20 protein-coding genes and 1 pseudogene are annotated in these 19,218 nt (G+C 69.3%); 13 read left to right on the forward strand and 8 right to left on the reverse strand.

The features are described from left to right. Both rimM and trmD read left to right on the forward strand, forming a co-directional pair. The gene (gene rimM, locus HMPREF9336_RS08150) at positions 1-540 is read left to right on the forward strand and encodes a ribosome maturation factor RimM (protein ID WP_007470776.1); all 540 of its coding nucleotides are present in this window, start codon (positions 1-3) and stop codon (positions 538-540) included. After that, the gene (trmD, locus tag HMPREF9336_RS08155) at positions 537-1,232 is read left to right on the forward strand and encodes a tRNA (guanosine(37)-N1)-methyltransferase TrmD (protein WP_007470778.1); all 696 of its coding nucleotides are present in this window, start codon (positions 537-539) and stop codon (positions 1,230-1,232) included. The genes rimM and trmD overlap by 4 nt, the downstream gene beginning before the upstream one ends. On the opposite strand, the gene HMPREF9336_RS08160 is transcribed toward trmD, so the two are convergent. After that, a complete protein-coding gene (locus tag HMPREF9336_RS08160; RefSeq protein ID WP_021030342.1) occupies positions 1,229-2,386 on the reverse strand; it encodes a hypothetical protein in 1,158 nt (385 codons plus the stop codon). The genes trmD and HMPREF9336_RS08160 overlap by 4 nt on opposite strands. A gap of 187 nt (positions 2,387-2,573) precedes the next feature. On the opposite strand from HMPREF9336_RS08160, the gene rplS reads away from it, so the two are divergent. The 5 genes from rplS (at position 2,574) to HMPREF9336_RS08185 (ending at position 5,545) form a co-directional block, all read left to right on the forward strand. Beyond that, a complete protein-coding gene (gene rplS / locus HMPREF9336_RS08165) occupies positions 2,574-2,927 on the forward strand; it encodes a 50S ribosomal protein L19 (protein ID WP_007470781.1) in 354 nt (117 codons plus the stop codon). After that, positions 2,924-3,868 (forward strand): signal peptidase I, encoded by a 945-nt coding sequence (lepB, locus tag HMPREF9336_RS08170; protein ID WP_007470783.1) that lies wholly within the window; start codon positions 2,924-2,926, stop codon positions 3,866-3,868. Before rplS ends, lepB begins: the two co-directional genes overlap by 4 nt. Positions 3,869-3,904: 36 nt before the next feature. Then, a complete protein-coding gene (locus tag HMPREF9336_RS08175; protein WP_051357187.1) occupies positions 3,905-4,612 on the forward strand; it encodes a ribonuclease HII in 708 nt (235 codons plus the stop codon). Further along, positions 4,609-4,923: a DUF2469 domain-containing protein gene (locus HMPREF9336_RS08180; RefSeq protein WP_007470795.1), complete on the forward strand. Its 315-nt coding sequence runs from the start codon at positions 4,609-4,611 to the stop codon at positions 4,921-4,923. The genes HMPREF9336_RS08175 and HMPREF9336_RS08180 overlap by 4 nt, the downstream gene beginning before the upstream one ends. A 106-nt stretch (positions 4,924-5,029) precedes the next feature. Next, the gene (locus HMPREF9336_RS08185) at positions 5,030-5,545 is read left to right on the forward strand and encodes a M23 family metallopeptidase (protein WP_021030343.1); all 516 of its coding nucleotides are present in this window, start codon (positions 5,030-5,032) and stop codon (positions 5,543-5,545) included. Here HMPREF9336_RS08185 and HMPREF9336_RS08190 read toward each other — a convergent pair. Further along, a complete protein-coding gene (locus HMPREF9336_RS08190; RefSeq protein ID WP_040585272.1) occupies positions 5,542-6,444 on the reverse strand; it encodes a tyrosine recombinase XerC in 903 nt (300 codons plus the stop codon). The two genes, HMPREF9336_RS08185 and HMPREF9336_RS08190, sit on opposite strands and share 4 nt — an antisense overlap. A gap of 231 nt (positions 6,445-6,675) precedes the next feature. On the opposite strand from HMPREF9336_RS08190, the gene HMPREF9336_RS08195 reads away from it, so the two are divergent. Then, positions 6,676-7,383 (forward strand): DUF1326 domain-containing protein, encoded by a 708-nt coding sequence (locus HMPREF9336_RS08195; RefSeq protein ID WP_007470801.1) that lies wholly within the window; start codon positions 6,676-6,678, stop codon positions 7,381-7,383. Positions 7,384-7,388: 5 nt separating this feature from the next. On the opposite strand, the gene dprA is transcribed toward HMPREF9336_RS08195, so the two are convergent. The 4 genes and pseudogenes from dprA to HMPREF9336_RS08215 all read right to left on the reverse strand — a co-directional run bounded on the left by dprA (position 7,389) and on the right by HMPREF9336_RS08215 (position 11,681). Then, positions 7,389-8,537, reverse strand: a complete 1,149-nt coding sequence (dprA, locus tag HMPREF9336_RS08200) for a DNA-processing protein DprA (protein ID WP_007470803.1) — start codon at positions 8,535-8,537, stop codon at positions 7,389-7,391. Further along, positions 8,534-10,041, reverse strand: a pseudogene (locus HMPREF9336_RS08205) (YifB family Mg chelatase-like AAA ATPase). Before HMPREF9336_RS08205 ends, dprA begins: the two are co-directional and overlap by 4 nt. Further along, on the reverse strand, positions 10,041-10,442 hold the full coding sequence (locus HMPREF9336_RS08210) for a YraN family protein (RefSeq protein WP_021030346.1): 402 nt from the start codon (positions 10,440-10,442) through the stop codon (positions 10,041-10,043). Before HMPREF9336_RS08210 ends, HMPREF9336_RS08205 begins: the two are co-directional and overlap by 1 nt. 279 nt (positions 10,443-10,721) lie before the next feature. Continuing rightward, positions 10,722-11,681: a hypothetical protein gene (locus HMPREF9336_RS08215; RefSeq protein ID WP_021030347.1), complete on the reverse strand. Its 960-nt coding sequence runs from the start codon at positions 11,679-11,681 to the stop codon at positions 10,722-10,724. Positions 11,682-11,733: 52 nt separating this feature from the next. Between HMPREF9336_RS08215 and HMPREF9336_RS08220 the strand changes: the two genes are divergently transcribed. The 3 genes from HMPREF9336_RS08220 to HMPREF9336_RS08230 are packed head-to-tail and all read left to right on the forward strand — an operon-like array spanning position 11,734 to position 14,258. Continuing rightward, positions 11,734-12,219 carry an SMI1/KNR4 family protein gene (locus HMPREF9336_RS08220; RefSeq protein ID WP_021030348.1) on the forward strand — a complete coding sequence of 162 codons (486 nt, stop codon included), beginning with the start codon at positions 11,734-11,736 and terminating at the stop codon, positions 12,217-12,219. A gap of 51 nt (positions 12,220-12,270) precedes the next feature. Then, positions 12,271-13,254: an endonuclease/exonuclease/phosphatase family protein gene (locus HMPREF9336_RS08225; RefSeq protein WP_007470809.1), complete on the forward strand. Its 984-nt coding sequence runs from the start codon at positions 12,271-12,273 to the stop codon at positions 13,252-13,254. After that, positions 13,251-14,258, forward strand: coding sequence for an endonuclease/exonuclease/phosphatase family protein (locus tag HMPREF9336_RS08230; RefSeq protein WP_007470810.1), 1,008 nt, complete (start codon positions 13,251-13,253; stop codon positions 14,256-14,258). Before HMPREF9336_RS08225 ends, HMPREF9336_RS08230 begins: the two co-directional genes overlap by 4 nt. A gap of 9 nt (positions 14,259-14,267) precedes the next feature. On the opposite strand, the gene amaB is transcribed toward HMPREF9336_RS08230, so the two are convergent. Next, positions 14,268-15,830: an L-piperidine-6-carboxylate dehydrogenase gene (amaB, locus tag HMPREF9336_RS08235; RefSeq protein ID WP_007470811.1), complete on the reverse strand. Its 1,563-nt coding sequence runs from the start codon at positions 15,828-15,830 to the stop codon at positions 14,268-14,270. After that, the gene (gene hglS, locus HMPREF9336_RS08240; protein ID WP_007470812.1) at positions 15,827-17,197 is read right to left on the reverse strand and encodes a 2-oxoadipate dioxygenase/decarboxylase; all 1,371 of its coding nucleotides are present in this window, start codon (positions 17,195-17,197) and stop codon (positions 15,827-15,829) included. Before hglS ends, amaB begins: the two co-directional genes overlap by 4 nt. Before the next feature lie 16 nt (positions 17,198-17,213). Here hglS and HMPREF9336_RS08245 point away from each other — a divergent pair, with 16 nt between their 5' ends. Together HMPREF9336_RS08245 and lat are read left to right on the forward strand one after the other, a co-directional pair. Continuing rightward, entirely contained in the window at positions 17,214-17,720 is a 507-nt protein-coding gene (locus HMPREF9336_RS08245) for an Lrp/AsnC family transcriptional regulator (RefSeq protein ID WP_007470814.1), read from the forward strand. A gap of 89 nt (positions 17,721-17,809) precedes the next feature. Further along, positions 17,810-19,177, forward strand: a complete 1,368-nt coding sequence (lat, locus tag HMPREF9336_RS08250) for an L-lysine 6-transaminase (RefSeq protein WP_007470816.1) — start codon at positions 17,810-17,812, stop codon at positions 19,175-19,177. Positions 19,178-19,218 lie beyond the last annotated feature (41 nt).

Consider the following 19,218-nt stretch of genomic DNA (forward strand, 5'->3'; position numbering starts at 1 on the left):
TTGGCAGAGCTGGTCGTCGGCAGGATAGCCAAGTCGCACGGGCTCGTCGGCGAAGTAGCGGTCGAGATCCGCACGGACGAGCCCGAGCTGCGTTTCGCGCCGGGCTCGGCGCTGGCGGTGCGGATGCCGAAAGCAAAAGCTGCGGGGAAGACGCTCCGCGTGGTGTCTGTGCGGGAGCACGCGAACCGTCTGCTCGTCTCGTTCGAGGGGGTCGTGGACCGAACGGCCGCGGACTCCCTCCGGGGCGCTTTGCTAGTCGTGCGCAGCGAGGATTTGCCGCCGAACGAGGACCCCGACGAATTCTACGACCATGAACTGGTCGGTTTGCGGATCGAAGACCACGGCACTGGGGCGGAACTCGGCGAGATCGCCGATGTGGCCCATTCCGCCGGCGGGGACTGGTTGGTCGCCCGCGTCAAGGACGGGCGCGAAGTGCTCATCCCGTTCGTCGCCGCCATCGTGGTGGAGATCTCGCGGTCCGACAGGGTCGCGCGGGTCGCGCTGCCCGAGGGCTTGTTGGAATTGAACGCCGAATCATGAGGCTCGACGTCGTCACGATCTTTCCCGAATGCTTCAGCCCGTTGCGGGAAGGCCTGATCGGCAAGGCGATCGACCGGGGGATCGTCGGGCTGGGCCTGCACGATCTGCGCCAATGGACGACGGACAACCATCGGAGCGTGGACGACGCGCCGTACGGCGGCGGGCCGGGCATGGTGATGCGCGCGGACATCTGGGGCCCCGCGCTCGACGCGGTCTGCCCGGACGATGCGCTTCTGGTGGTGCCCACCCCGGCGGGCAGGCGGTTCACCCAGGCGACGGCGGAGCAGTGGGCGCAAGAGCGGCACCTCGTCTTCGCGTGCGGCCGTTACGAGGGCATCGACCAGCGTGTGGTCGAGGACGCGGCGCGCCGATGCCGGGTCGCCGAGGTCAGCATCGGCGACTACGTGCTCGTCGGGGGAGAGGTGGCGGTGCTCGCGATGGTCGAGGCCGTGGTCCGGCTCATGCCGGGCGTGCTCGGCAACCCGCAATCCCATCAAGAGGACTCGTTCTCGGAGGGATTGCTCGAAGCGCCTTGTTATACCCGTCCGGAGTCATGGCGGGGGCTCGACGTCCCCAAGGTGCTGCTGTCCGGGGACCACGCCAAAGTCGCGGCGTGGCGGCACGAGCAAGCCTTGTCGCGCACCATGGAGCGCCGTCCCGACCTGCTCGGCGATGCGCGGACGGGCGATTAGGGGAGTTTGCCCTCGGGGAAGGCCCGCATCAACGCGCCGGTCAACGTGACGGCGGCGTGCTTGGCGGAGTCGTCGTCCGTCACTTGGGTGCTGGCGTAGCGCTGCTCGTTCACCGAGGACCCCGTCGGGTCGACCCGCTCGACGGAGAGGGCGACGAGGACCGCGTTGCGGTTGTTGCTCAGGTCGATCGCGGTGCTCCAGTAGACCCAGTGGTCCTCGACGCAGCACATACGGGACTGCTTGACCCCGAAGAGGTTCGTGCCCTCCGGGTGCTCCGAGGGCAGCGCCTGCGGGAATCCGAAGGACTGGGCGGCTCCGCATTGCCGCTTCTCCTTCTTCTCCGTCTCGTAGCAGGAGCCGGTCTGCGTCGCGTCGTAATGCTCCAGGTTCTGGACCACCTGGCTCGCGGCGTTCTTCCACGCCGCCAGCGCGTTCTTGTCGTCCTGGGACGCGTCGTCCGGGGCGGAGGCGTTCTGCTGCGCGAGGAGCTGGTCGTAGTAGGCGACGATGTCGCCCGGGGTGCTCAGCACGTTCCACCAGGTGCCGTCCGGCGGGGGGACGGTGCTGTCGCCGAGCTTGTACCGGTCTTTGATCTCGTCGACGATGCCCGCTCTGCCGTGTTTGGCCCACAGCCGCCACGCGGCGGCGTCGTCGGAGTTCTTGAGGATCGCCTCGATGTCGTTGCGGTCGTCGGCGCTGAGCTCCACCCTGTTCGGGTCCGGCGGATCGGCTTTCGGCTTGTTCGCCCACAGCGAGTCCTCGTAGAGAAGGTGGTCCGCGATCCAGAGCTTGGTCAGCGAGGCGATCGGAGCTTGGATCTGCAGCGCCGCCTCGCCGTTGGAGACGGTGACCGCCGGGCTCTTCGAGCGGTCGCGGTAGGCGACGGCGAGGGAGGCCCCGCGCGACGCGGCGGCGAAGGTCGCGACGGCCAGCCGGTCTTCGAGCTTGGTCTTGCCGTTCACCGAATCGTTGACGGATTTCGGCGAGAGGAACGGGTCCGGTTTGGGGACGAGCTCGGAGTACGGCGAAGCGAGGTTGTGGTCGGCGGAAGAGCTCACGGGCAGCTGAATGGTGCAGCCCGCGACCGTCGCGCACACGAGGGACCCCGCCCCGAAAACGCGCCCGACGCGGCGGGCGCTTCGACCCAGAAACATAATTGGGAGTGTAGCGCAGCGATCACGCTGGACCGGTCCGGACGTCGATTTCGCATTCCCGCCCGAGTCTGGCACAATAGAGCAGTTGCCCAACCGGGCTGGCGCGCGTCTGGAGTCAATCTGCGCAATCAGATTCAGGCGACGGAGCGCGCGACCGGAAAAGTATGTTAAGGACTGCGAGAACACCATGAACAGGCTTGATTTCGTCGAGAAACCGCTGCTGCGCGACGACATCCCGGACTTTGGCCCGGGCGACACGGTCGAGGTGCACGTGAAGGTCATCGAAGGCTCGAAAGAGCGTATCCAGGTCTTCAAGGGGGCCATCATCCGCCGCCAGGGCGGCGGGATCCGTGAGACCTTCACCGTGCGCAAGGTCTCCTTCGGCGTCGGCGTCGAGCGCACCTTCCCGGTGCACAGCGGCAACATCGCCAAGATCAACGTGGTGACTCGCGGCGATGTCCGCCGGGCCAAGCTCTACTACTTGCGAGATCTGCGTGGGAAAGCCGCGAAGATCAAGGAGAAGCGCGTCGCCGCCCGATGACAGAAGCTTCCTCTGGCGCGTCCGAAGAGGATCGCCGTCTCGCGCCAGACCCGGAAAACGGGTCTGGCGCGGAGGAAAAAGGACCCCTGAAAGGGGAGCGGTCCTCCTCTAAAAAGGACGTTCGGCGGAAAAAAGGCGGGAAGAAGGCTGAACGGCCCTTCTGGCAAGAGACGATCATTCTCGTCGTTCTGGTTCTTGCGATCAACTTTGTCGTGCAGACGTTCGTCGCCCGTCCGTTCGTGATCCCGTCGGAATCGATGGAGCCCACGCTGCACGGCTGCTTCGGCTGCACCGGCGACCGGGTGCTCGTGGACCGGATGGTGTACCGGTTCGAGGACCCAAGGCCGGGGGACGTCGTGGTGTTCGTCTCCCCGCAGAGCTGGGTGCACAATTCGCGCGACCTTCGCCGCCCCAAACGGGACGAGTCGACGCTCGGCAGCGTGGTGGACGGGCTCAAATGGCTGGGCAGGCTGGTGCGACTGCTGCCCCCGGACGAGAACTATATCGTCAAACGGGTGATCGCGACCGGAGGGCAGACGGTCGCGTGCGACCCGGAGCACGGTCTCACCGTCGACGGCAGGCCTTTGGACGAGCCGTACCTCGACAACGACGTCCTCGGCCAGAACCCGAAGGGCGACCGGGCGAAGAACCCGTGCTTGAGCCCGGACTATTTCCCCGGCCCGGAGTACAACCCGGCAGAGGACGAGTTCCGCTCGTTCGGCCCGTTCAAAGTGCCCCCTGGCCGGTTGTGGGTGATGGGGGACAACCGGATCAACTCGACGGACTCCCGCTCCCACACCTATCACTTCCCCGGCTCGGGCGGCTCTCCGAACATCGAGATGGGGACCGTGCCGGTCGGCAACGTCGTCGGCAAAGTCCGCGTCATCATCTATCCGGCTTCTCGATGGGGCGTGGTGCACGCGCCGGAGATTCTGCGCTGAGCGGCCCGTTCGCAGGCTTTCTGTTACTGTGAGAAGATGTCTCCGAGTTCGGTAGAATTAGCTCTACCTGCTTCTTTACCGGCTCCAAGCAAAGGCTTGCACGCCTTCGAGTCGGTGTTGCGGCGGGCCGGGCTCGCAGCTGTGGCGGGCGTGGACGAAGCGGGGCGGGGCGCTTGCGCGGGCCCCCTCGTGGTGGCCAGCTGCGTCTTGAAGCCCCGTTCCGCGCGTGCGCTGCCAGGGCTGGACGACTCGAAACGACTCACCGCGCAGAAACGGGAATGGCTTGAGCCGCGCATCTTCCAGCAGGCCGCGAGCTGGCATGTGGTGGTGATGCCGCCGGGCGAAGTGGACGCGATGGGCGTGCATCAGGCCAATCTCGAAGGGATGCGCCGCGCGGTGGCAGGCCTGGCCGAGGTTCCCGACTATGTGCTGCTCGACGGGTTCGAAGTGCCGCGCCTTGGCGCGCCCGCGCGGCGGGTGGTCGGCGGGGACCGGCTCGTCGCGTGCATCGCGGCGGCGAGCGTGCTCGCCAAGGTCGCCCGAGACCGCATCATGGCAGAGCTGGACGAGGCGCATCCGGGGTACGGTTTCGCGACGCACAAGGGGTATTGCACGGCGGCGCACATGGCGGCGCTGGCGGAGCTCGGCCCCTGCGACCAACACCGATACTCCTACGCCCCCGTCGCAGCAGCCGTCCGTGAGCATAGAATTGAACGAACTGAAGGAGCCGGAACACTTCGATGAGCACAGAAGACCTGGAGAACTACGAGACCGAGCTCGAGCTGTCCCTGTACCGCGAGTACAAAGACATCGTCGGACAGTTCAGCTACGTGGTGGAGACCGAGCGTCGGTTCTATCTCGCGAACTCCGTCGAGGTGGTGCCGAGGAACGCGGACGGCGAAGTCTATTTCGACGTGCGGATGACCGACGCGTGGGTGTGGGACCGCTACCGGCCGTTCCGTTTCTTGAAACAGGTCAGGGTGATCACGTTCAAGGACGTGAACATCGAGGAGCTTGAGCAGCCGGACCTGCGGCTGCCCGACAACCCGGCGTAGCGCGCTGGTCGGCTGACGCTGTCCCGTCCTGTGGACGGGCCGGCTTTTCATCCACAAATCGCCCGGAACCGAGCGTGCCGCCCCTGTCGCGCGGCACGCTAGAGGGATGAAGGTCTTGCGTGTGTTGCTCGCGCTGTGCGCGTGCCTCTCCGGCAGCCTGTGCCCCGCCCGAGCGCACTCAGGGCACGCCCCGACCACCGGGTTCGTCTGGCCGCTCGCGCCGAAACCGCGTGTGGCGCAGAAATTCGATCCGCCGCGCGAGCGATGGGGCTCCGGCCATCGGGGAGTCGACCTCGTCGCGTCGGAAGGGGCTGTGGTGCGCTCGGCGGGGCGGGGGAGGGTGGTGTTCGCGAACTCGATCAACGGAGTCGGCTCCGTCTCGGTCGAGCATCCGAGCGGTCTGAGGACGACGTATGAGCCGGTGGAGCCGTCGGTACGGCCCGGCGAGCTGGTCGCGGCTGGCGATCCGATCGGCAGGCTCGTCGCGGGGCATCCGGGCTGTCCGGTTCGGGCCTGTTTGCACTGGGGGCTCAAGCTCGGCCATGGCCACAGCGACCGCTACTACAATCCGCTCGTGCTGGTGGCCGCGTTGCCGATCCGGCTGAAACCTATGGCGGGTTAGCCCCTCGGATGGGCTTGGGAGTGGACGGCCCGGATCCGCTCCACGCTGACATGGGTGTAGATCTGCGTGGTGGCGAGGCTCGAATGGCCCAGGATTTCCTGCACCACCCGCAGGTCCGCTCCGCCTTCGAGCAGGTGCGTCGCCGCGCTGTGGCGCAGTCCGTGCGGACCAAGGTCCGGCAGTCCAGGCTCCCGCGCGACTCTCTCGTGCACCACGCGCCGGGCGGTCCGCTGGTCCAGCCGCCCTCCGCGCGCCCCGAGCAGCAGCGCCGCACCGGACCTCGGCCCGGCGAGCTTTGGCCTGCCGTCGCGCAGCCACGCCGAGATCGCGTCCGAGGCCTTCGCCCCGAACGGGACCACGCGCTGCTTGTCGCCTTTGCCCAGCACCGTCGCCAGCCGTCGGCCCTGGTCCACATCGTCGACGTCGAGGCCGCAGAGCTCCCCGACGCGCATCCCGGTCCCGTAGAGCAGTTCGAGGACGAGCTGGTCGCGCAGCAGCAGCGCGCCGTCTGACGGCGCCGGGGCCGATGTCAGGGCTTGCTCGGCCTGGTCCTTGCGCAGCACGTGCGGCAGCGCTTTGCGCAGCTTCGGCGTGGTGAGCCGCACGGTCGGGTCGTGCGCGGCGAGGCCGCCCCGCACCGCCCACTCGAAAAAGGTCTTCATGCCCGAAGCTCTCCGGGCCAAAGTCGCCCTGCTGGCGCCTTCCGCCGTCATCTCGGACAGCCAGCCCCGCAGGTCGGCGATGGTGACCGCGCCCAAGACGTCGCGCGCGGGCGCGGTCTCGTCCCGCGCGGGGCCGAAATAGGCGCGCAGATCGCCCAAATACGCCCGCACCGTGTTCGGCGACCTGCCCCGCTCAAAACGAAGGTGCCGTTCGTACTGGGCGAACACCTCCGAGATGGAGGGCTCCGGCTTCGTGGTCATGCGCCCAGCTTGTGCCGTCCTGGTCGGCGAGGCAAGACGACATGCGCAAGATTTATCGCATCGAGAAGTCCTGGCCCGAAATCTTCCTGAGCGTCGTTTCCCGATGTCTTCGCAAATACCCCAGTGGGGTATTTGCGAAGACATCGGGAAACGGGTACCTTGGCTCTCGATATACCCGTAGGGGGTATAGGAAAGATGAGGATGATAATGGCGGATGTCGAAGTTTCGGACTGGCGTTTGCGCGGCGATTGGTTCGATGTGTGCAGCTGCAAGCTGCCCTGCCCGTGCAGTTTCGCGCAGGAGCCCACGCATGGCGACTGCTTGTTCGTCCTGGTGTGGCATGTCGGCGAAGGCCATTGGGGCGATGTGGATTTGAGCGGGCTCAGCGTGATCGCGCTCGGAGAGTTCCAAGGCAATATGTGGGTCGGCGACCCGGACGCGACGATGAAGCTGATGTTCTACATCGACCAGGCCGCCGACGCCCGCCAGCGCGTCGCGCTCGAACGGATCTTCACCGGCAAGGAGGGCGGCTGGCCCGCCGAGTTCGCCAGCCTCATCGAAGAGCTGCGCGGCTTCGAGTACGCCCCGATCGTTTTCGACAAGGCGGGCGACCTCGCGCACTGGAGCGCGGCGATTCCCGGCAAGGTGGATCTGCGCGTCGAGGCGCTGACCGGTCCGACCGCCGACCCGAATCGCCGAGTCACCACGACGAACGCGCCGGGGGCGGAGGTCGGCCCCGGGCAGGTCGCCACCTGGGGCGTGGTCAAGAAAGACCACGCGGTCGGGTTCGACTGGTCGCATGAGCGCCGAGGCGGCTCGAGCAAGCACTTCCCGTTCGACTGGAGCCCCGGCGCGAAGACCGCCGCCGAACTTCCGGCTGCGGGCGAGAAGGGCGGATGCCGCTGCCCGAACTGAGCGCGTCAAGAAGTCCTGATCCAGCCGCCCTCGGCCGCTTCTTTCGCGAAGCCGCGCAGTTCGAGCAAGGAAAGCTCGGCGCGAACTGTCCCGATGGCGAGGGCGCTGGATCGGGAGATCTCCGCGACCGATTTGGCTTTGCGAGGGTCCAGCGCGCCGTGGAGCCGGTTCTGTTCGGGCGAGAGGCTGTCGAGCGCTCTGCTGTTGTCCGGCCTCTCCGGGGCGAGCAGTCCGATCGGGCCCACGCGCTCGATGAGCGTCCCGGCTTCGCGCGCGAGTTCGGCTTCGCCGGACTCGATCAGCGCATGGCAGCCGACCGACGAGAAGGCGAACACCGAACCGGGCACCGCGAACAGCGGGAGCCCCAGCCGTCGCGCCCAGCTCGCTGTGTTCAAAGCGCCGCTGCGACTGCCCGCCTCCACGACAAGGACCCCGCCCGACAGGCCGGCGACGAGCCGATTGCGCGCGAGGAACCGGTGCCGCGCGGGCCTGGTGCCGGGGGGATACTCGCTGAGCACGGCTCCGTTCGCCGCGATCCGCCGGAAGAGCTGGACGTGGCCTGCGGGGTAGGCCACGTCCACCCCGCACGCGAGCACGGCGAGCGTCGTGCCGCCGGAAGCGAGCGCCCCTCGGTGGCTCGCCGCGTCGACGCCGTGCGCGCCTCCGGAGATCACCGTGCCCCCCGCCTCGGCGATGTCGGACGACCATTCCGAAGCCACTCGCTCGCCGTATCCGGACGCGGCCCTCGCTCCCACGACCGCGCAGCTGAACCCGACCGCCGCCGAGAGATCGACCTCGCCGAGCGTCCAGAGCGCGAACGGGGGAGCGAGCGCGGCGCTTTGCCCCGAGGAATCGGCTCGCGCCCGCGCGAAGGCCAGCAAGCGCCAACCCGGCCAGTCCGGCGAGTCTTCGGTGATGAGCCTGCCGCCGAGTTCGGCGACGGCCGCGAGATCGCGGCGGGCGAAATCGCAGTCGCGCCGAGCGCACGTCAGGCTTCTGAGCTCGGCCTGATCGGCGGGGAGCTGGTCCTTCGCGATCAGCCGAGCCGCCTCGACCACGTCTCGCTCCGCGAGGAAGTCGACTAACGGAGGGCAGGGCGGCTCGACGACTCGGGACAGGTACGCCCAGGCCAGTTCGCGTTCGTCGGGGCTCATGCCGCGCTCCGGTCGCGGAACGAGAGCGCCTGCGCGACTTCGGCGACCGTGGGGCTTTCCTTGCCCGCGAGGTCGCTCAGCGTCCAGGCGACCCGCAAGCACCGGTCCGCCCCTCGCGCGCTGACCATGCCTCTGCGCAGCGCGAACTCCAACGGCTGCAGCGAGGCTTTCGCCAGCGGGAACTCTTGCCGCAGCGCGGGGCCGGGCACTTCGGCGTTGGTGCGCCAGCCGTGCTGCCGCCAGCGTTCCCGCGCGGCGGCACGGGCCGCGACGACTCGGGATCGGACCGTCTCGGACGACTCGGCCCGCTCTCCCTCGAACATCCCCTTGGACACCTGGTGCAGCCGGACCCGCAGGTCCACCCGGTCCATGAGCGGGCCGGAAAGCCTGCCGAGATAGCGCCGCCGCAATTGAGGGGGCACACGCAGTCACGTTCGCGGGACGGCGCGCACGGGCAAGGATTGCAGGCCAGCACGAGCTGGAACCGGGCCGGATAGCTGGCAACGCCGTCGCGCCGCGCGATTCGGACCTCCCCTTCTTCGAGCGGCGTCCGGAGGGATTCCAGCGCTTTCGCGCCCATCTCCGCGCATTCGTCGAGGAACAGCACTCCGCAATGGGCTTTCGACACCGCCCCAGGGGTCGCCATGCCGACCCCGCCGCCGACTAGCGCGGAGACCGACGTGGTGTGATGCGGCGCGATGAACGGCGGACGGAGCACGACGGGCTGGGTTTCGGAGAGCGAGCCCGCCAAGGAGTGAATGGCGGTCACTTCTAACGATTCCTCCTCTGTGAGCTCCGGCAGGAGGCCGACCAGCCGGGCTGCGAGCAGGGTCTTGCCGACTCCGGGAGGGCCGGTGAGCATGAGGTGGTGGGCTCCTGCCGCGGCGACCTCCAGCGCGAAGCGGGCTTCCTCGTGCCCGACGACGTCGGCGAGGTCGGGGCAAGGGTCCGAAGGGACGGGCGGCCGCTCCTCGGGGCCGGGCAGCTCGCGCTCGCCGCGCAGCCACGCGCAGAGGGAGCGCAGCGAAGCCGCGCCATGCGCGCGCAGGCCGGTCACAAGACCGGCTTCGGGCAAATTCGCCTCGGGGACCACCACGTCGGTCCAGCCTGCTTTCCGCGCCGCGAGCATGGCGGGCAAGACCCCGCGCACCGGGCGCAGTCTGCCGTCCAGCGCCAGCTCGCCGAGGATGACGGCGCGTTTCGCAGAGGCGGCGGGCAGCGATCCGGAAGCCACCAGCACGGCCACGGCCAGCGCGGCGTCGTGCATCGACCCCACCTTGCGGATCGTGGCGGGGGAGAGGGCGAGCGTGACCCTGCCCTGGGGCCAGGCGGCTCCGCTGTTGTGCACCGCCGCGCGGATCCGGTCGCGGGACTCCTGCAGCGCGGCGTCGGGGAGCCCCACCAGGCACACGCCCGAGGCTCCGGAACCGAGATAGGCCTCGACCTCGATGACAAGGCCGTCGACGCCGATCACGCCGACCGAATGCGATCTGCCCATCGGCATCATGCCACCCCCTTGTGGTGGCGCAGGTCGAACGAGCCGCATGGGCCGAGGACCGCCGAGATCACGTCGAAGCGCAACGCGCAGGCCGCCTCGCAGGCTCCCGCGAGGCGCAGCCACTGGCCCGCCGCCGCCCGGAGCCGGACCCGGCCGGGTCCGGACATGGGCCATTCGTGCGCGTCGTGCGTGACGACCGCGACGAAGCAGAGGGCTCCGCCGTCCCGCGCGACGACGCCGAGCCGATGGCCATGGAAGCGCCAGTCCTCCTCGAGGACGGCGGCCCCGTTCGCGCGCAGCAACGCGCAGGACAACGCCAACGCCGGATCGGCGAGCGGGGGTCTCGGCGGGACTGGGCAGGCCCTGCGGCGGGTGATCCGCCTGGTGGGGTCGAGCGGTTGCGTCATGTCGGTTTCCTTTCTGCGCGAGAGGGATCTCGTGCCATCAGGGAACCGGGGCCGCCCGACGGAATCGCGGGGGATTTCGCGGACGGGCGGAGATTGTGGATAAGTTCTTCCGCCATCCACAGACGGCCGGGTAGCGCACATCGGCATCGGCGCGCTCGCTCACGGCAGCGGAGAAACAATCCTGTCCTCCCTGCGCCTGCTCGCCGTCATCGTCGCCGAGGTCTTCGCGACCAGCCTGTCGAAAAGCGCCGAGGGGTTCTCAGGCTCGCCCCGACGGGGCTATTCCGCCGGGCAGAACGTGAGCGCTTTCGCCTCGTTCACCTGGATCGCGAGGGCGAGCCGGAGGTAGACTTCGCCGGTTTGGAGCGGGCCTTTGAGCTTCGCCCGGAACAGGTCGACGTTGCGCGCGTACAGCTTCAGCTCGGCGCGCAGCTGGGCGGGAAGCGGTCGCGCGGCGAGACGGCGCGCGGTCGCGGACGAGTCGAGAAGCCCTTCGACGGCTGCGGGTTTGCTGATCTCCATCGCTTTGGCGGATTCGGAGCTGAGCGGTTGGCCCGCCGCGTCGAGGAGCGGCAGCGTCATCGCGCTCGCGCGGGTTTTCGCCGCGCGGAATTGCGCGCACGAGTCGGCGAGGGTCTGCGAGGCGGGATCGGCGCTGGGCGGCGCGCTGGCCGGACCGGCAGGATCGCGCAGCAGATCGGGCAGTTTCTCGGCGGCTTTCTGGAGCAAGGGCAGATGCGCCCCGCAGGCGCTCGCCTCGGGGGCGGGCTTGGTCGGTTGGAACTCGAAGCGCACGCTCCAACCGTCTTGTTCGCCGGAAAGCGGCAGGAGGACTTGGCAATCGTCGGCGGATTCGCCGACCACGAGCGCCGGTCGCCCGTCCAGGTCGATCTGGCGCTGCCACGCCTTGGCGGGAGCCGGACGCCCCTGTTGCGGGGAGAGCAGCGCGAGATCGCGCGGGTCGTAGCCCACGTAGACGAGCGCGGCGGAGAACCGGTCCGCGCCCGAGCTGTCCGTGAAGACGCAGCCGGTGCGGTCCGGGTCGTCGAGACGTTCCTGGCTCAGCGGGCCCGAGGCGAGCTCGGACAAGTCCTGCGCGCGGACGCCCGCGCACACATCCGCCAGCCGCCAGTTCAGGGGGTCCGCGCCGACGGGGGTCTGGTTTTCCTCTTTCCCGCAACCCGCCGCGAGGAGGCTGAGGAGGGCGAGGACAGACCGGGTTGTCGCGCTTCGCCTCATCGGTCGAGTGTAACCAGCTAGAATCCGGTCTACGAGGCTACATCCGACGCAAGTGTGGCGCGCGCCGCCCGCTCCGGCGTACGCGCAGCCGCCGCTGACCGATGAGTCGCTGGAGGCGGTGGGGCGACAGCTCGGCGTGCGGTTGCCGGAATCACTGGTCGAGCTGCTTCGTTTCCAGAATGGCGGCCTGCTCCAGGTCGAGTTCTCGAAAGAGCGAGGCCACAACGTCACGCATTACGTCATCCGGGGCGTCGGCCCGAATGATCCTCGGATCGAGAAGCAGGCCTGGTGGCATGAAAACCCGGATTTTTCCCCTCGGCCGATGCAAGCAGAGTGGCTGATTCCGTTCGACGGGGGCGGGCACTGGGATCTCTGCCTTGACTATCGGCGTTCGCCGACTGATCCGACCGGTCTGCGAACGTGCCCCGCCACCGTCGTGGTCGACTCCGAATGCGGTCCGCACGAGTCATGCGAATCCTTCGTCGCCGCCTCCTTCGACGACTACCTCGACCAGCTCGTGCCCGCAGACGACTGGTGACGGAGCCCGGCTTCCCTCCCGCATCGAGCGCGGCCAGCTAAGATCCTCGCCATGAGGGAGCGTCGGTTCGTGGGGCAGGCTGCTTTTGCCCTGTTGTCGGTCCTGCTCGTCGGATTCGCCTGCCGCTGGTTCGACACCGATTGGACGCCGTTGGTCGTGCTCGCGGCGCTCTGGCCGGTCGTAGTCCTCGTCGGCGCGCTCGGCCTCGCCCTTGCCGCCGCCGCCCGATGGTGGCGCACAACGGCGGCGGCAGCGGCGCTCGTGCTGGCCGCGTCCTGCGCCGAGGCCCCGATATGGTTCGGCTCGGCGGACCCGGGCGGGCATCGGCTCGCCGTCGCGCAGGCCAACCTCTATATGGGGAAGGCCGACCCCGCCGCGTTCGTGCGGCAAGTCCGCGATCTGCGCCCTGACGTCCTCACGCTCAACGAGCTGAACCCGGACGAGCTCGCGGCGCTGCGCGCAGCCGGGCTGGACGAGATCCTGCCCTACTCGTACACGCTGCCGGGGCTGGTCCGGGTCGGGACGACCGAGCTGTACACCGCCTGCGAGACCGCGATTTTCAGCCGCCACCCGCTCAGCGGGCAGGGCGAGTTCAAGCAGCCGGGCGGGGGCGGTTTTGTCAACCACGCGCTGACGGCGCTCGCGCAGACCCCATGGGGGCAGGTCAGAGTGGTCGCGGTGCACACGTTGGCGGTCTGGACCACGGTGCTGCGCAATACGGGTTGGGCGTACGAGCTGAAACTTTTGGCGGCGCTGTTGCCGCTGCTGCCGCGCGATGAGCGCGTCGTGGTGGCCGGGGACCTCAACGCGACCTACGACCACGCCGCCTTCCGTGCCCTGCTCGCAGACGGCTACGCGGACGCGGGCGCGCAAGCCGGGGCCGGGATCGTGCCGACGTGGGAGCAGGGCACGGCGAAGCAGCTTTTCGAGATCGACCACGTCCTCACCCGCAACGGCACGGGGACGGGTTTCCGCTCCTTCCCGATCCAAGGCTCGGACCACCTCGGGGTGGTCGCGACGGTCGCGTTCTCATGAGCGCGCTACGGAGGCTGTCGGGCGCTGCGGGCCTCGCCCTTGCGGCCGCCGCCGGGCTCGGTTTCTTCTTCCGCGAGACCACGTGGGACTGGGCCCCGAGCGTCATGGCCGCCATGCTCTGGCCGGTGTGGCTGTTGGCGGGGCTGTTCGGCGCGGCGCTCGTCGCCTTCGCCCGGTGGTGGCGGACCGCCGCGTCGGCGCTGGTCCTGCTCGTCGCGGCGGCCTCGTTCGACCTGCCGCTCTTCTGGGGCGAGGGGTCCGAGCCCGCCGGTCCGGGTCGTCTGGTGGTGGCCCAGGGCAACCTGTTCTGGGGCAAAGCCGATCCGAAAGCGCTCCTCAACGTGGTGCGGTCGCGCCACGTTGACGTGCTCGCGGTCGAAGAGGTGACCCCCGAGGAGCTGGCCGCGTTGCGCTCGGCGGGGATGTCCGACGCGTTGCCGTACTCGTTCACCCTGCCGGGGCTCATCCGGGTCGGAGACTCGCAGCTCGCCACGCCCTGCGACACCGTGATCTTCAGCCGGTACCCGCTCGTGGACTCCGCAGAGCTTGTGGGGCCGGGCGGGTGGAACTTCCTGCACCATCCGCTTCGGTCCGTCGCGCGGACCCCGTGGGGCCCGGTGGCCGTGGTCGCGGCGCACGTCATGGTGCCATGGCCCGCGTACATGACCAACCCCGGATACGTGCGCAACCCCACGTGGGGATTCGAGATCCGGCCGTTCCGCGAAGCCCTCGCCGCGCTGCCGCGCGATGAGCGCGTCGTGGTGGCCGGAGACTTCAACGCCACCTACGACGTGGCGGACTATCGGGCGATCCTCGCCGCCGGCTTCGCGGACGCGGGGATCCAGTCCGGGGCTGGCTTCGTGCCGACCTGGGAGCAGGGCGAACCCTGGCAGCTCTTGGCCTCGGACCATGTGCTCGCCCGCAACGCGGTGGCGACGGATTTCGAGTCTTTCCGCCTCGTCGGCTCCGACCACGCGGGCGTCATCGCGACCGTCGCCCTGTAGCGGGATCGGCTAGCCGAAGCTCACGCCTTGCGCCAAAGGCAGCTCGGTCGAGTAGTTCACCGTGGCGGTGGACCGGCGCATGTACGCCTTCCAGGAGTCCGAGCCGGACTCGCGCCCGCCCCCGGTCTCCTTCTCGCCGCCGAACGCGCCGCCGATCTCGGCCCCCGAAGTGCCGATGTTGACGTTCGCGATGCCGCAGTCCGAGCCCGCCGCCGACACGAAACGCTCCGCCTCGCGGACGTCGTTGGTGAAGATCGCGGACGAGAGCCCTTGCGGCACGGCGTTGTTGAGCGCGATGGCCTCGTCCAGGTCCGCGTAGGCGAGCACGTACAGGATCGGCGCGAAGGTCTCGTTCGCGACCACGCCGGTCTGGGCGGGCATCCGCACGACGGCGGGGGAGACGTAATAGGAGTCCCCCTCTCCGACGCGCTCTCCGCCGACGAGCACCTTGCCGCCCTCGGCCTGCGCCTGTTCGAGCGCAGCCGCCATGCCCTCGTACGCGCCCTGATGGATGAGCGGACCGACGAGCACGCCCTCCTCCAGCGGGTTGCCGACGCGCAGCCCCTGGTACGCGGCGACCAGCCGGGGCAGGAGCTCGTCCACGACGCTCTCGTGGACGATCAGCCTGCGCAGCGTGGTGCAGCGCTGCCCGGCGGTCCCTGCCGCAGCGAAGACGATCCCGCGCAGCGCCAGGTCCAGATCCGCGCTCGGCGCGACGATGACCGCGTTGTTCCCGCCGAGTTCGAGGAGGCTGCGGCCGAACCGGGCGGCCACCCTCGGCCCGACCTCCCGGCCCATCCGGGTCGATCCGGTGGCGGAGACGAGCGCGACGCGCGGGTCGTCCACCAGCGCCTCGCCCGCCTCGCGCTTGCCGAGGATCAGCTGGTGCGCCTCGGGGTCGTGGCCGGTGTCGGCCAACGCCTTGCGCAGCAAGCCGTGGCAGGCCACAGCGGTGAGCGGGGTCAGCTCCGAAGGCTTCCACACCACGGTGTCCCCGCAGACCAAGGCGAGAGCGGTGTTCCAGGCCCACACCGCCACCGGGAAGTTGAACGCCGAGATGACTCCGACCACCCCGAGCGGATGCCAGCTTTCGCGCAGCGCGTGGCCGGGCCGTTCAGAGGCGATGGTCTTGCCGTAGAGCTGGCGGGAGAGCCCCACCGCGAACTCGCAGACGTCGATCATCTCCTGCACTTCGCCGAGCGCTTCGGCGGCGATCTTGCCCGCTTCAAGCGTGACGAGCCTGCCGAGCGCGTCTTTATGCTCCTTGAGCAGCTCGCCGAGCCTGCGCACGACATGGCCTCGGGCCGGGGCGGGCACGTCGCGCCACTGCGGGAAGACGCGGTGCGCGGCCTCGATGGCGGCCCCGTAGTCGACGAGGGCTCCGAAGTGGTCGGCTCCGAGCGACCCGATCAGCTCCCCGGTGATCGGCGTGCGCACGGGGATCGAGCCGAGGCCCGCGCCGACGGGGCCGAAGTGCCAGGGCTGAATGTGCTCGCGCACGTCGAGCGCGGCGAACGAGGCTTCGGCCAGCTCGCTCAGGGCGCTGTGCGAGGGCGTCGCGGTGGCGGTCATCGGGGGACTCCTATCTGGTTGTGATCTGCGTCGAAAGGGCTCAAGGGGCCGAGCGCGGCGGCCACAGCGGCTCGGGAGGCCCGCTCTTGCTCGCGGTAGAGCTGGTACGGGTCGAGGATGTCGCGCCCGATGGCCCCGGAGAGCCAGTCCTGGTCGTAGTCGGCTTCCGGGGGCAGCGACGGCGCGTCCTGGCCTTCGTCCAGATTGGACTGGAAGATCCCCGCCGCGCTGCGCGGCAGGAAGTCCTCGTAGACGATCGGGGACGCGTGCACGACGCCATGGGCTTCGACGCGGTACGTGAAGAAGCCGAGCCCGTCCCCGGCCAGCTCCGCCTCGGTGGCCGGGAAGAAGTCCGGCCACACCCGCGCCGCCGCCTCCTGGCCGGTCAGAGACTCGGCGGCGCGGAGCTTGTCCGCCGCGAGCACGGCTTGGTCGTAGCGGTCACGGCCTGCCTCGGTGAGCGCGATCCCGCGCGCCTCGACCTCGCCGAAGCGGACCCGGAGGCTGCCGGGCCGGACCGTCCCGTCGGACTCGCGGAACATCCTCGGCTCGTCAAGGGCGCGGAAGGAGGTCTGGCGCAAGAGCACGTCCGGACCGTCCCAGCGCGGCGGGCCCTGGATCTCGTCGATCATCTTCAGGCCCTTCGCCGCGAGGCGGCGGTAGAGCTCGTCGATGTCGAGGACCCTCGGCGTGAGGTGGTTGATGTGGGTGGAGGCCACGCCGCCGATGTCCGCGGCCACCGCCGAGATCGCTTCGAGCTCGCGGTACCACGGGCCGTCGATCGGCTCGGGGGAGAGGACGAACGCGCCCGAGGCGAGCCCGACGAACTCCTGCGCCTGCTCCTCGGGCAAACCGCCCTCGCCCGCCGCGCGGTCGGCGAGCTCCAAAAGGCGCGGGGGGAAGAGCCGACGGCGGGCGAGGAAGGCCTCCAGGCGCGGTCGCAGGCCGTCGTCGAAGAAAGCCGGGTCACGGGTGGCGAGCATGGAGGTGAACACCCGGAACGGGTTGCGCTCGAGCTCGGCCGGGTCGACCGGACGGAACGCGGTGGAGACCACCGGCACGGGGACGGGTTTCGCGTCGCGCAGGTCGTAGAACCCGACCGGGAACATGCCGAACCCGGCGAAGACGCGCGAGACCTGGGCGAGCTCGGCCGGAGTGCCGACCCGGATCGCCCCGTGCCGCTCGGCCCCGATCCTTCCCGCGCCGCCCAGCGCCTCGGCTCCGGGGGACGCTCCCCGCGCGGACCACCAGCTCCGGTTCACTTCCTCGGCGACGTCAACCAGCGTCGTGTAGGCGGGCACTTCGCGGCCGTAATGCGCGGAAAGGCGCTCGGCGAAACGGGCTCGTAGCGCGTGCGGCTCGATCATCTCCTACCCTTCCTGCATGCCTTCTGATTCTTCGCCGCCGCCCGCCGAGGGCGCCTCGTCCGCCCCGCAGCCCGAACCCGTCCGCATCGACGAGCTCGACCGGCTCCTGGTGCGCGAGCTGGTCGCGGACGGGCGGGCGACGCTCGCCGAGCTGGCCAAGGCGACGGGGCTGTCCGTCTCCGCGGTCCAGTCCCGGGTGCGCAGGCTGGAGGCGAAGGGCGTGATCGCCCGGTACACCGCCACGGTGGACCACGAGGCGCTGGGCCGTCCGCTCTCCGCTTTCGTCGCCATCACGCCTTTCGATCCTTCCGCTCCGGACACCGCCCCTGAGCTGCTCAAGGACATCCCTGGTGTGCAGGCCTGCTACTCCGTGGCCGGCGAGGAGAGCTACATCCTCTTCGTCCGAACCAGCTCGCCAAGGGAGCTGGAGCGGCTGCTGCAGCAGATCCGCTCCACGGCCGCGGTGAGCACCAGGAGCACCATCATCCTCCAGACATTCTACGACCACGTGCAGGGCGTCTAGCGTGAAACTGTAGCGCATCGCGGCAAGTGTGTGATAATTTTTCCGACTCTTTCATAGAAATATCGTAAAAATTCTGTTATCATAGTGGCATGACCGCTCTCTTTTCCGCTAGCGCCGTCTCCTGCGCGGCGGCTTCCTCCGAAGTCGAGCCCGGCCGGGTTCTCGAATCGTTGGCGAAGTCGCAGCTGGTCGACGGGTTCCCCCTCGTCCTCGATCTGGCGCGCTCCCACGGGAGCTGGCTCGTGGACGAGCGGGACGGGGCCAATTACCTGGACATGTTCGGGTTTTTCGCCTCGAACGCCCTGGGGATGAACCATCCTGCGCTCGCCGAGGACGAGGACTTCGTCGCCGAGCTGGGCCGGGCCGCGCTCAGCAAGCCGTCGAACTCGGACGTGTACACCACGCCGATGGCCAGGTTTGTCGAAGCGTTCCGCCGGATCCTCGGTGTTCCCGAGCTGCCGCGCCTCTTCTTCATCGACGGCGGCGCGCTGGCGGTGGAAAACGCGCTGAAGGTCGCGTTCGACTGGAAGAGCCAGCGCAACGAGGCCGAGGGCCGCCTCGGCCCGGACGGCAAGCCGCTCGGCACGAAAGTGCTGCACTTGACCGGCGCGTTCCACGGGCGCAGCGGCTACACGATGTCGCTGACGAACACTGACCCGGCTAAAACGGACCGGTTCCCGAAGTTCGACTGGCCAAGGATCGAGGCCCCGCACACCGGGCTCGCCGACGTCGAGGCGGCGGAGGAGCGCGCCCTCGACCAGATTCGGGCGGCGTTCGCCGCGCACCTGCACGACATCGCCTGTTTCATCGCGGAGCCGATCCAGGGCGAGGGCGGCGACCGGCATTTGCGTCCCGAGTTCCTGCTCGCCGTGCAGGGGCTCTGCCGCGAGCACGACGCGCTTTTCGTCCTGGACGAGGTGCAGACCGGGGTCGGGATGACCGGGACGATGTGGGCGCACCTCGGCCTCGGCCTTGAGCCGGACATCGTCGCCTTCGGCAAGAAGACCCAGGTTTGCGGCATTATGGCGGGCCGAAGGGTGGAAGATCTCGCGACCAACGCGATGCGCGTGAGCTCCCGGATCAACTCCACCTGGGGCGGCAACCTCGCGGACATGGTGCGCGCCCGGCGGATCTACGAGGTCATCGAGGCCGAGAATCTGGTCGACCGCGCGGCGAGGCTTGGCGAAATCCTGCTCGAAGGCCTCGAAGACCTCGCCGAGCGGCGCCCGAACCTCGTCGCCCATCCTCGCGGGCGGGGCCTGATGTGCGCGATCGACCTGCCGAGCGCCGAGATCCGCAATGCCGTGGTGGCCGACCTCTTCGAGCGGGAGCAGGTCATCATCCTCGGGACGGGGGAGCGGGGCATCCGCTTCCGCCCGACGCTCACGGTCACAGAGGAGGAGCTGGCGCTCGCGCTCGGCGCCCTCGACCGCGCGCTGGGCCGGGTGTCCGTCTAGACTCCGCGCATCTCGAAGACGCGGCATGACGGCAGGCGCGT

Origin of the sequence: Segniliparus rugosus ATCC BAA-974 (assembly GCF_000185725.2) — a bacterium.
GTDB classification, from domain to species: domain Bacteria; phylum Actinomycetota; class Actinomycetes; order Mycobacteriales; family Mycobacteriaceae; genus Segniliparus; species Segniliparus rugosus.